The sequence below is a fragment of the Rhizobium sp. 01T417 genome, from assembly GCF_056398905.1.
In genome coordinates, this window is sequence record NZ_JBFTQH010000047.1 from 20978 (window position 1) to 32922 (window position 11945).

9 protein-coding genes are annotated in these 11945 nt (G+C 59.8%); all 9 read left to right on the plus strand.

Annotated features, from left to right (window positions below; genetic code table 11):
• On the plus strand, positions 1–864 hold the full coding sequence (gene ccoP / locus AC1DPR_RS27955; RefSeq protein ID WP_477817645.1) for a cytochrome-c oxidase, cbb3-type subunit III: 864 nt from the start codon (positions 1–3) through the stop codon (positions 862–864).
• 11 nt (positions 865–875) lie between these two features.
• On the plus strand, positions 876–1064 hold the full coding sequence (locus AC1DPR_RS27960; protein WP_018860173.1) for a hypothetical protein: 189 nt from the start codon (positions 876–878) through the stop codon (positions 1062–1064).
• 365 nt (positions 1065–1429) lie between these two features.
• A complete protein-coding gene (gene ccoG / locus AC1DPR_RS27965; protein ID WP_477817646.1) occupies positions 1430–2998 on the plus strand; it encodes a cytochrome c oxidase accessory protein CcoG in 1569 nt (522 codons plus the stop codon).
• Positions 2995–3480 carry a FixH family protein gene (locus AC1DPR_RS27970; protein ID WP_477817647.1) on the plus strand — a complete coding sequence of 162 codons (486 nt, stop codon included), beginning with the start codon at positions 2995–2997 and terminating at the stop codon, positions 3478–3480. The genes ccoG and AC1DPR_RS27970 overlap by 4 nt, the downstream gene beginning before the upstream one ends.
• Positions 3477–5765, plus strand: a complete 2289-nt coding sequence (locus AC1DPR_RS27975) for a cation-translocating P-type ATPase (RefSeq protein ID WP_477817648.1) — start codon at positions 3477–3479, stop codon at positions 5763–5765. The genes AC1DPR_RS27970 and AC1DPR_RS27975 overlap by 4 nt, the downstream gene beginning before the upstream one ends.
• Entirely contained in the window at positions 5762–5920 is a 159-nt protein-coding gene (gene ccoS, locus AC1DPR_RS27980; RefSeq protein ID WP_113163148.1) for a cbb3-type cytochrome oxidase assembly protein CcoS, read from the plus strand. The genes AC1DPR_RS27975 and ccoS overlap by 4 nt, the downstream gene beginning before the upstream one ends.
• A gap of 1405 nt (positions 5921–7325) precedes the next feature.
• Positions 7326–9098, plus strand: coding sequence for a type I secretion system permease/ATPase (locus AC1DPR_RS27985; RefSeq protein WP_477817649.1), 1773 nt, complete (start codon positions 7326–7328; stop codon positions 9096–9098).
• 5 nt (positions 9099–9103) lie between these two features.
• A complete protein-coding gene (locus AC1DPR_RS27990) occupies positions 9104–10414 on the plus strand; it encodes an HlyD family type I secretion periplasmic adaptor subunit (RefSeq protein ID WP_477817651.1) in 1311 nt (436 codons plus the stop codon).
• Positions 10415–10590: 176 nt separating this feature from the next.
• Positions 10591–11945, plus strand: a 1355-nt coding sequence (locus tag AC1DPR_RS27995) for a calcium-binding protein (protein ID WP_477817650.1), incomplete at its 3' end; no start/stop codon positions are given.

The following is an 11945-nucleotide window of genomic DNA, read 5'->3' on the forward strand; positions in this document are numbered from 1 at the left end:
ATGTCGGAAAAACATATTGATGAAATCAGTGGCGTCGAAACGACCGGGCACGAATGGGACGGCATCCGCGAACTCAACAATCCGATGCCGAGATGGTGGGTGTGGACATTCTATGTCACGATCCTGTGGGCGGTCGCATACGCTGTCGCCTATCCTGCCATTCCGATGATCACCTCGGCGACGAAAGGCTATCTGGGATTTTCCAGCCGCGCGGAGCTTCAGCAGGATCTTGATCAGGCAAAGGTCGCGCAGACGAGGTTCCACGACATGATCGCGGCAAAGACGGTTCAGGAGATCGATGCCGATCCTTCCCTTCGCGAATTCGCGATCGCGGGCGGCGCCTCGGCATTCAAGGTCAACTGCGCTCCCTGCCATGGATCCGGCGCAAGCGGCGGACCGGGATTTCCCAACCTCAACGACGACGACTGGCTCTGGGGCGGAGACCTCGATTCAATTCAGGCAACCATCGCCCATGGCGTGCGCTACGAAGCGGACGCCGACACCCATGTGTCCGAAATGCCGGCATTCCGTGACATGCTGGATCCCGTACAGACCAAGCAGGTTGCGGCCTATGTCTGGAGCCTGACGAACACGCCTTCCGACGCGTCCGGCGCGGAGGCTGGCAAGCAGATATTCCTCGATAATTGTGCTGCATGTCACGGGGAAGATGCCAAGGGCAAACTTGAGATGGGAGCCCCGAATCTCGCGGACGCGATCTGGCTCAAAGGAAGCGGTGAAGATGCCATCGTCCGTCAGGTTATGGCACCCAGGCACGGCGTGATGCCGGCATGGGCGGGCCGACTGGGTGATACTGCGGTCAAGGAACTCACGGTATTCGTCCATTCGCTGGGTGGCGGTCAATAGAGGAGATCACAATGACGACGCACGACCACAATCCATTGCTTGGCCTTTATGGTACCCCTCGCGCGGTGATCCATTCCCGTGTCTCCGCACGCACCAGCAAGACGACGAATCCTGCAAGCGAACAGGAGGACGCGCAAAAAATTGGCAATTCGATCGTCAGTTTGATCTGCCTCAAGGACCAGAAGCCGACCAGCCGTTAGAAGCACGACTGTCCAGCGGGATGTAAATGCGCACATCCCGCCCCAGTAAACTCCAGGCCGTACCTTCGAAGGTACGGCCTCTTTTTTGCATCGCGGCTGAGGCTTGCCTGTGGAGGCAGCCCCCAAAGGCAGCAAGATCGCGGATCGTTTGACCTGGCTCAAACAGAGCAGGGCCGAGCTCTGCTATGTTTGCTGTGTCTAGTGGAGGTCACATCGCGGACCTCCTTCCGCGATCCCTCCGGGCCACGCCACCTCTCCAAGGCGTGGCCCTCCCTTTTTCGGGAACCGGCCGGATTATTGATCTGCGTCAAGGAAGCGGGATCGGCAAGATGGGAAAACGGCCGGGTGAAATTCGGACGAGCCCAATGAACCTCTACACCGCGCCAGATCCAGACAACGTCGAACGCGTCAATGCCGAGCCGGTCAATGCACGCCGCAATCGCCAGCCGCTTTATGCACCGCGAAAGAAGATATTCCCCAAGCGGGCGGAAGGTCGCTTCCGCAGGTTCAAATGGCTCGTGATGCTGGTTACCCTCGGCATCTACTATGTCTCCCCCTGGATCAGGTGGGACCGTGGCCCTTACGCGCCCGATCAGGCCATCCTTATTGACCTCTCGTCGCGACGGTTCTTCTTTTTCTTTATCGAGATCTGGCCACAGGAATTCTACTACGTCGCCGGTCTGCTGGTGATGGCAGGTTTTGGATTGTTCCTGGTTACGTCTGCCATCGGCCGCGCCTGGTGCGGATACGCCTGTCCCCAAACCGTCTGGGTAGACCTTTTCCTTGTTATCGAACGCGCAATCGAAGGGGATCGCAACGCGCGAATGAAGCTGGACGCCGGTCCCTGGACGCTCGGCAAGATGCGCAAGCGCATCCTGAAACACACGGTCTGGCTCTTGATCGGCATTGCGACAGGCGGCGCCTGGATTTTCTATTTTGCTGATGCCCCGTCGCTCGCCGTCTCACTGTTTTCCGGCACGGCACCCATCGTCGCATACGCCACGGTCGCCACTCTCACCTTCACGACGTATGTTCTCGGCGGGCTCATGCGAGAGCAGGTCTGTACCTACATGTGCCCATGGCCGCGTATCCAAGGGGCCATGCTGGACGAGAATTCCCTTGTCGTCACCTACAATGACTGGCGCGGCGAACAACGATCGCGCCACGCCAAGAAGGCCCAGGCCTCGGGTCAGGCGGTTGGCGACTGTGTCGATTGCAACGCCTGTGTGGCCGTATGCCCGATGGGAATAGACATCCGCGATGGGCAGCAGATGGAGTGTATCACCTGCGCGCTTTGCATCGACGCCTGTGACAACGTCATGGACAAGATTGGAAAGCCGCGCGGGCTGATCGCCTATGCGACGCTCAGTGAATATGCGAGCAACATGGCCATCGCCACGGATGGTGGCAGGGCGCCCGTCCAGCCGGCGAAGGTGCGCAATGTTGATGGAACCTTCATCGCCGGGATCCGTCACTTCAACTGGCGGGCCATCGCTCGGCCCCGGGTGCTATTCTACGCCGTCGTCTGGGCCTCGATCGGCCTGGCCATGCTGATCCACTTGTCGATGCGTGAACGCCTCGAGCTCAACGTCGTCCACGATCGCAATCCGCAGTATGTCCTCGAGAGCGACGGCTCCATTCGCAACGGCTACACGCTTCGAATCCTCAACATGGTTCCCGCTCCGAGGAAGATCGACCTCTCCATCTCGGGTCTGGACGGTGCGACGATGCGCATTCCGGAACTGAGCAAAACGGAGGCCCGCAACTTCACCATAGATGCTGCGCCTGACGCGGTCACCGCGCTCAAGGTCTTCGTAACCCGAAAGCAGACCGGCGCCGCCGTCAACGAGTTTCTGTTCTCGATCGAGGACGAAGGCCATTCCGATCGCGCGACCTACCGCGCGGCGTTCAACGCACCAGGAGAGAACAGATGACTGCTCGCACCCATGGCTTCACTGGCCGCCACATGTTGTTCGTCACGTCTGCATTCTTCGCCGTCGTGATCGGGGTGAACGTGACCATGGCGTGGTTGGCCTCGTCCAGCTGGAGCGGTCTCGTCGTGGAAAACACCTATGTGGCCAGCCAGGAATTCAACAAGAAGGCGGCCGCAATAAAGGCGCTGGCGGCTACCGGGATCTCCGGCAGCATCTCGATGTCGCATGGAGTGTTCCACTACCACCTCAACAACCGCGACGGGTCGCCAGCTGCGGCGGATATCGTTGTCGCCAACTTCAAGCGCCCCGTGGGCGATCACGAGGATTTCAATATCTCGCTCGAAAAGGCTGGCGAAGGCAGCTTCACGACAAGCCGTCACGTGCCTTCTGGCGACTGGATCGTCGAACTGATTTCGCGCCGCGGCGATGCCGTCGTCATGCACGAGGCCGTTCGTTTTGACACTGCGGGGTTCGGCCAATGACCTGCTGCACGATGGACGCCGAAGGCGTGCTGGCAATGAGTGCGACATCCTTCGGTTCCGAGGAAGTTACCCTTGCCAGTCATCCACTCGGTTCCGGTCTCTTCCAGCTCGATCTCAGCGTCCCGGATGCTCACTGCGGAGCCTGTATCGCGACGATTGAAAAGGCACTTGCAAAACTGCCCTTCGTTCGCAAGGCGAGAGTGAATCTAACATCCCGTCGCGTCAGTTGCGTATATGCAAAGGAGGTTGAGGGGCGCCCGACGGACCCTGCGGAAATCATCAACGCTGTAAATTCGGTGGGCTACCGAGCTCATCTGTTCGCGCCCGTTGCAGCGGAAAACGACAAGACCAGGAACCAGCTTCTTCTGGCAGTTGGCGTCGCAGGATTCGCGGCCGCAAACATCATGCTGCTTTCGGTGTCGGTTTGGTCAGGAGCAGATGCCGCCACCCGCGACATGTTCCATTGGATTTCCGCGATGATCGCAGCGCCGGCGCTGGTATACGCAGGTCGCTTCTTCTTCCAGTCGGCATGGAACGCACTGCGGCACGGCCGCACGAACATGGACGTTCCGATCGCGCTCGCGGTGACGCTGTCTTATGCCGTCTCCCTGTGGGAGACGATGCACCACGGCGAGCACGCCTGGTTCGACGCGACAGTCTCGCTGCTCTTTTTCCTTCTTATCGGCAGGACGCTTGATCACATCATGCGAGAGAAGGCGAGGGCCGCGATCAACGGCCTCGCGAGAATCTCTCCGCGTGGCGCTCTCGTGGTGTCCCCCGACGGCTCGCGTCGCTACGTCGCGATCGAAGACATTTCAGTTGGCGACGAAATCGCCGTTGCTGCCGGCGACCGTATTCCGGTTGACGGTCTCGTCTCCAAGGGGGAGAGCGACCTGGATCTTTCGATCGTCACCGGCGAAAGCAACCCGGTAGCGGTTTCAGAAGGCGCCGCTGTAAGTTCGGGAGCGATGAACCTGACCGGCTCGCTGGTGGTTCGGGCAACGAAGCTCGCCAGGGATTCGTTGCTTGCGGAGATCATCAACCTGATGGAAGCTGCCGAAGGAGGACGCGCGCGTTACCGACGCATCGCTGATCGTGCTGCGGCCTTGTATTCGCCTGTAGTGCATCTGCTTGCCCTCGTCTCATTTCTCGCCTGGGGGTTCCTGGGCGGAGACTGGAAGCAGGCCATGCTCGTGGCGGTGGCCGTTCTTATCATCACTTGCCCCTGCGCACTCGGCCTTGCTGTTCCTGTCGTACAGGTTGTTGCGGCAGGAGAATTGTTCCGGAAGGGAATAATGGTGAAGGATGGCTCGGCGCTGGAACGTCTGGCCGAGATTGACACGGTCGCATTCGACAAGACGGGAACACTGACGCTCGGAACCCCGCGCCTTGTGAAAACCGTGGCGGACGGCGACGCCGACGTCGCGCTCGCGGCGGGGATGGCACTCCACTCTAGGCACCCGCTCTCTCAGGCCCTTGCCCGTGGCACCCCGATAGCTCCCATGCCGTTCGACCGCGTGAGCGAGATCCCGGGCGGCGGTCTGGAAGCACGTCGCGGAGACGGGCACTACCGCCTGGGTAGTGCTGCCTTCGCCTGTGCGCAAACCTCAAACTCGGCCTCGCCCGATAGTCCGCTTTCGGAGGTTGTCCTTACGAGCGACGGGGTCGTGAAAGCTCGCTTCTTATTCGAAGACGTGGTGCGGCCGGGCGCGGAAGAGACGATCGCCAGACTTGATGCAGGACGTTTTGAAACATTCATCTTCTCGGGTGATCGTCAGTCTGTCGTCGACGCTACGGCGGCCAAGCTTGGCGTTCGTCGTGCAGTCGGCGCCTTGTCGCCAAAGCAGAAAGTCGACGAATGCGAGATCCTGAACGAAAGGGGTCGACGGGTCTTTATGGTCGGGGATGGAATCAACGACGCGCCGGCGCTTGCCGCTGCGCATGTTTCCATCGCGCCGGCCTCGGCCTCTGATATCGGGCGCCAAGCCGCTGATCTCGTGTTCTTTACCGAACGCCTCGATGCAGTTACCGAGGCTATCCAGATCGCACGACAATCGGCGGCGTTGATCAGGCAGAATTTCGCCCTGGCGATCGGCTATAACCTTTTGGCGGTTCCGATTGCCATCGCTGGTCTTGCCACGCCCCTGATTGCCGCCGTTGCCATGTCCACCTCTTCCATCATCGTCGTGACAAACGCTCTCCGTCTCACTGCCTTTGGAACCCGTCCCCTATCGCAGCTTTCAAGGGAGCCAGTTGCGCTCGCCAAGGAGATAAAGACGGCATGAACATGCTCATCTACCTCATACCGATTGCCCTCTTCATGGGGGGCATCGGGCTCTCGGCTTTTCTCTGGTCGCTGAAGAGCGGCCAGTATGACGATTTACAAGGTGCAGCATGGCGAGTGCTCGCCGACGACGAGGCCGATAGCTCGAAACCGTGAAAAGGCATGGAACGCGATCGCTTTAGTTCGTTGTCCACCTTTCCAAATGTCGCCCAATTGGCCCCGCCTCTTACGAGTGGGGCTTTTGTTTGGCGATCATCATCCGTACACAGAACGCGATCCGGTTTCGATCCTAGGCGTCGAATAGCGACGACGGCAACTCAACAGTTATTCGGCTCGGTCCCGCGAGGCGGATTGCCACGGCTTCTCGCAGGAGAGCAAAGCGGAGCTCCAATGCGGTGATCTCCGGTGACGTTGGCAGCTTGGTCAGCTCAGTTGCGAAAAGATCGAACTCCCTTCCGAGCGAGGTTTCATCAAAAGGTGTGTTCACTTGCTCTCGACCGATGTTTGCTTGAAGACTCAACAGCCATGGACTTACAGCGAGTGCTGCGAATGCGCTTAGCCTGCGAGTGGTCATGCTTAATATCCAATTAACAATCTCGCGGGCGGCGTAGAAAATTGGGCCGGTTCCGGAAGCTCCGAGGGGTTTTCACGCGAGGGAGCGTGCCGGAGCATCCCGGTGTCCGGTGGTTTGGACGGCACAAGTTATGTGGGACAGGGCGGCTTGAATAGTGGACAAAGGTCCTGAAGCCATCAGACCCGAGTCCGATCTGTTTCGGACTAAGGTCTGATCTTGTGGACTTGAACGTTCTTGTTCCGGCCCCGCTTTCGTTGAGTGAAACGAAATTTAGCAGCCAAGGCGCTACGTCTTCATCTGAATTGCGAATTCAACTGACTATATTATTGATATGACAAGGAAAAGGCGAATCATCCGGTCGAGGTTGCGCCAATCGCCTTCACGGTTTTCGCATCGATCGGAAACAGGTGTTTGCGGAGGCGCTGGCTCGGGTTCGTGCTGGCGTGGCCTGGGGGCTGTCGGACGAGGAAAAGGTGTTGGCCGAACGCGTGGCCAGACCCCAACGAGGCGGGCATTTTTGGTCAGTCTCTGAATGATTGTTCCGACGATTTATCACTGGCGTCTGTCTCGCAAGATCCTGCCAATGATCCGTCACGAACCTGTGGCAGACCAGCTCCAACCGTCGCAACTCACCCCCAACCGCGCCACCGATATCATAGGCAATCTTCTCGGCATCTTTGCTCTCTCCCGACACTATCCTCTGTCTACGGTTTTCCTATTGCATAGAAGTTGAACAGTCATTTCATCGCAGTCTCCCAATATGTTCTGGGTGAGACGGTGAGAGGTGACAGCAAATCACAAGAAATTGGCGCCGGAAAGCAAGTTCTGGAACTGTTTTTGCCTGAGGTACAGTCCCACTTATCTGACGTGTCAGGGACATACACATCGGCGGCGAAGAATTCTTGTGCCGATTGTGTGTCTGGTCCCTCAATTCACCGAATAGATGCGATCTTCAGGGTCGCAAGGCAGAGGACTAGAAGCGCTACCATGGCTGAAACGCCGTTCGACGCAATAAGGCGGGTCAATGAAGTTCAATTGGCGTTCCGGCATTGTGCTGGCGCGCTGTTGGGCGTCGGGGCCTTCTCCGCTCTGATCAATGTTCTAGGGCTCACGGGCTCGCTCTATATGCTGCAGGTCTATGACCGGGTGCTACCCTCGCACAGCGTGCCCACGCTGGTAGGTATAACCATCATCATGGCCTGGCTCTACGCGGTCTACTGCCTGCTTGATATCGTGCGCTTGCGCCTTCTCGTCCGCATCGGCAATGCGCTCGATCGCCAGCTGCATACGAAGGCTTTTGCAGCGGCGCTGCTGCTGCCTATACGAGTGGGGCCTGAGGGATCTCGCGTGCAACCAATCCGTGACCTCGACCAGATTCGGGGCTTCGTTTCCGGCACGGGCCCGACAGCGTTCTTCGACCTGCCGTGGCTGCCCTTCTATCTCGTCATTATCTACACACTGCATCCTTGGCTCGGGCTGCTTGCGACGGCTGGCGCTGTGCTCAGCGTGCTTTTGACACTAGCGGCCGAAGGGCTCGGGCGCGCATCGGCGCGGCGGGCGGCCGAATCGGCGATTACCCGCACCACTTATGCCGAGGCAGGCCGCCGCAATGCCGAGATGATCCGTGCGATGGGTCTTTCCAACCGGTTCGGCCGGTTGTGGGGCGAACATAGCCACCGCTTCCTCAAGGACCAACGCTGCCTCAGTGACGTCGTTGGCACTGCCGGGACAGTGTCGCGCACGCTCCGGATGATGCTGCAGTCGCTGATGCTGGGTCTAGGTGCCTATCTGGTGATGTCCGGCGAGGCGTCGCCCGGCATTATGATCGCCTCCTCGATCATGCTGGCCAGGGCGTTAGCCCCCGTTGACGTCGCCATCGCCAATTGGCGTGGCTTCATGTCAGCCAGGCAAAGTTATGCCCAACTTTCAAGAACGTTGAAGGCCTTCGCCGACCTCAAGCAGCCGCTGGCGCTACCACGGCCGCATCAGGGCCTTTCGGTCGAGGCGCTCACGGTTGCCGCACCCGGCCAGCAGAAGCCGCTTATCCGGAACGTCACCTTTGCACTGCATGCAGGCACCGGACTGGGAGTGATCGGACCGAGTGCGTCAGGCAAGTCGACGCTAGTTCGCGCCATCGTCGGAGCCTGGCCCGCCCTGAATGGAAGCATTCGTCTAGACCAGGCCGCGCTCGACCAATGGGACGTTGAGGCCCTCGGCCGCGACATCGGCTATTTGCCGCAGGACATCGAGCTGTTCGACGGGACGGTTGCAGACAACATTTCGCGCTTTGATGAGAGCGCCGACCCGAACAGTATTCTCGCCGCCGCGCGCGCGGCTGGTGTGGAGCGGATGATCCTCAGACTGGCGGACGGCTTCCAGACACGAGTCGGCGACGGCGGTACAGCACTCTCGGCAGGGCAGCGGCAGCTTATCGGTCTGGCGCGGGCGCTCTATGGCGATCCTTTCCTGGTGGTGCTCGATGAGCCAAACTCCAATCTCGATGCCGATGGCGACGTCTCGCTGGCGACCGCGATCGAGAGTGTGCGTCGGCGTGGCGGCGTCGTCGTCGTGGTCGCTCATCGCCCCTCGGCATTGACCAATCTCGACCAGGTATTGGTTATGGCGGGCGGCTCCATGCAGGCGTTTGGCCCGAAGGATGAGGTGCTTGCAAGCGTAATCCGCGCCCAGGCTCAGTCTGCCGTACCTCATACGGCGCTGCCGCAAACCTCTACGGTAGTTTCCCTACACGAGCGAAAGTGATCTCAATGTCTGACTCAGAAAAGCGAGCTGGCTCCGGTGAAGGCATCAGAGCCAATCTCGTGTTCGGTTTGTCGGTGTCCATCTTATTGGTCGGTGGCGTCGGGGCGTGGGCGTCAACCACGTCGCTTGCGGGCGCTGTGATTGCTTCGGGGAATGTCGTCGTCGAGAGCAGCGCCAAGAAGGTGCAACACCAGACCGGCGGGACTGTAGGAGCCATTCTGGTCACGGAGGGGGACCGCGTTTCGGCGGGCGACGTAGTGGCCCGCCTCGACGATACTATGACCGGCGCCAATCTGCAGATCATTTCACAGCAGTACGACCGCACGGTTGCGCGCCAGGCGCGGCTGCAGGCGGAACGTCTCGGGCTTTCGGAGATCAAATTTCCCGAAGATCTCGCCGAGCGCCAGACCGAGCCTGACGTCGAGGCTGTGATTGCCGGCGAGAAGGCGCTTTTTGAAAGCCGCACTAAGGCCCTCGTCGGTCTGAAGTCGCAGTTGGAGGCGCGTGCAGGCCAGCTTAAACGACAGATCGAAGGTCTGACTGCCCAGCGCAGAGCGAACGACGAAGCGGCCGCGTTGGTCGAACGCGACGATGCCACCATGCAGATGCTCTATGAGAAGAAGCTCGTCTCGTTCGAGCGAGTGAGCGCGCTGCACCTCGAACTGTCTCGGCTGCATGGCGAATCCGGTCGTCTCGCCGCGGCAATCGCCGAGACCGAGGGCAAGATTAGCGAGACGGCGCTGCAGGCCCTGCAGGTTGACGCAGACCGGCGTAAGGACGTCAGCGAGGAACTGCGCGAGCTTGACGGCAAGGAAGTCGAGCTCGTCGAGCGTAAGCTGGTAGCAAAAGACCAGCTTGCACGGACCGAGATCCGCGCCCCGCAATCTGGTTTTGTACAGGAGCTTGCAGTCCACACAGTCGGCGGGGTCGTCTCACCCGGCGAAACCCTCATGCTGATCGTGCCCGAGCAAGACCGGCTGGTCATCGACGCCATGGTGGCGCCCGCAAGCATCGACGATGTCAAGGCGGGGCAACGCGTGTCCATTCGCTTTCCGGCCTTTGACGTCGCCACCACGCCCGAGTGCAAAGGCACCGTCCAGCGGGTGTCGGCCGACCTCATCAAGGACCCGCAGCGGCAACTGTCCTACTTCGTTGCCAGGACCACCCTAGACGACCAGAAGGCCTGTCTCAAGGATGCCCAGCGCCTGCAACCCGGCATGCCCGCCGAAGTCCATATTCAGACGGGGGAACGCAATGTGTGGTCCTACCTCGTGAAACCCTTAACCGACCAGATGCACCGCGCGTTCAGGGGCTAGCGATGCGCAAACCGGGACCCCGATTTTATCGTTAGGTCGCGTGCATGGATTAAAGCACCCAGGGGATGCAGGCGCGGCTGTTAGGCAGCCCACGAAAGCACCTGACTTACGACCGAAACGTCACGGAACCGATGCGATGCCGGCTTCCAAAATGAACAAACGCTAGGAGAATCAAATTGGCAATTTTTGATCTGAGCAACGCCGCAGGACGTGGCTTCAACATGTCCGGGACAAACGGCAGCGGATGGGCTTACGTCGAAGCCAATGCCAACGTTACGACACATTTGATCTACGACGATGGCTCAATAGCTATTTTTAGCATGTATGGAAGCACCTTAGCAGACCGTGCCGGGGTGAGCTACAGCGTCTACGGTGATCAGTGGACTATCTATGACTTGGTCTATGCCAAAAACGGCCAGGCGATTCTGACCGTGAGCGATCTGTACTTGCACACCACGACATCAGACCTTCAGGCAGGCGCGTGGTTAATCCGGATAAATGCCATGAACGATGAATTCTATGGCAACGATTTTAACGACATCATCCGGGCTGGCTACGGCGATGACTTGGTTGTCGGTTTTGGCGGCAACGACACCCTCTTCGGTGATCAAGGCTCCGATCAGCTATGGGGCGGTTTTGGGAACGACTGGCTCGACGGCGGCGCCGGCGCCGACGGAATGGCCGGTGGTTCCGGCAGCGATACCTACGTCGTCGACAATGGCGGCGACATCGTCGACGAGAGCGGCTCAGACGGCATCGATACCGTGCGGTCGGCGATCAGCTTCAGCCTGGCCGATACCGCGCATGTGCTTGGCGCGGTCGAGAACCTGACGCTTCTCGGCACCGCCGACATCGACGCCACCGGCAATGCGCTGAACAACGTGCTCACMGGCAATGCCGGCAGCAATATCCTCGATGGTGGTGCCGGCGCCGACAGAATGCGCGGCGGCGCAGGTGATGACACCTACGTCGTCGACAATGCCGGCGACATCGTCGACGAGAGCGTGGCCGGTTCGAACGGCACCGATAACGTGTTGTCGGCGATCAGCTTCAGCCTGGCCGATACCACTCGTGTGCTTGGCGCGGTCGAGAACCTGGCGCTGCTTGGCACCGCCAACATCAACGCCACCGGCAATGCGCTGAACAACGTGCTCCTCGGCAATGCTGGCGACAATGTCCTCAACGGCGGCGCYGGKGCCGACATCATGGCCGGCGAGGCCGGCAATGACACCTACGTTGTCGACAATGCCGGTGACGTCATCGATGAGAGCCTGCCGGATTCAGACGGCACCGACACTGTGCGGTCGGCGATCAGCTTCAGCCTGGCCGATACCATTCATGTGCTTGGCGCAGTCGAGAACCTGACGCTGCTTGGCACCGCGAACATCAACGCCACCGGCAATGCGCTGAACAACGCGCTCACCGGCAACGCCGGCGTCAATGTCCTCRATGGCGGCGCCGGTGCCGATGTCATGGCTGGCGGTGCCGGCAATGACACTTACGTCGTCGACAACGCCGACGACATCGTCAA

What these genes read in the sequence shown, in the direction of transcription:
- ccoP (WP_477817645.1), top strand. Translation starts at nt 1, where the DNA reads ATGTCGGAAAAACATATTGATGAAATCAGTGGCGTCGAAACGACCGGG.
- AC1DPR_RS27960 (WP_018860173.1), top strand. Translation starts at nt 876, where the DNA reads ATGACGACGCACGACCACAATCCATTGCTTGGCCTTTATGGTACCCCT.
- ccoG (WP_477817646.1), top strand. Translation starts at nt 1,430, where the DNA reads ATGAACCTCTACACCGCGCCAGATCCAGACAACGTCGAACGCGTCAAT.
- AC1DPR_RS27970 (WP_477817647.1), top strand. Translation starts at nt 2,995, where the DNA reads ATGACTGCTCGCACCCATGGCTTCACTGGCCGCCACATGTTGTTCGTC.
- AC1DPR_RS27975 (WP_477817648.1), top strand. Translation starts at nt 3,477, where the DNA reads ATGACCTGCTGCACGATGGACGCCGAAGGCGTGCTGGCAATGAGTGCG.
- ccoS (WP_113163148.1), top strand. Translation starts at nt 5,762, where the DNA reads ATGAACATGCTCATCTACCTCATACCGATTGCCCTCTTCATGGGGGGC.
- AC1DPR_RS27985 (WP_477817649.1), top strand. Translation starts at nt 7,326, where the DNA reads ATGGCTGAAACGCCGTTCGACGCAATAAGGCGGGTCAATGAAGTTCAA.
- AC1DPR_RS27990 (WP_477817651.1), top strand. Translation starts at nt 9,104, where the DNA reads ATGTCTGACTCAGAAAAGCGAGCTGGCTCCGGTGAAGGCATCAGAGCC.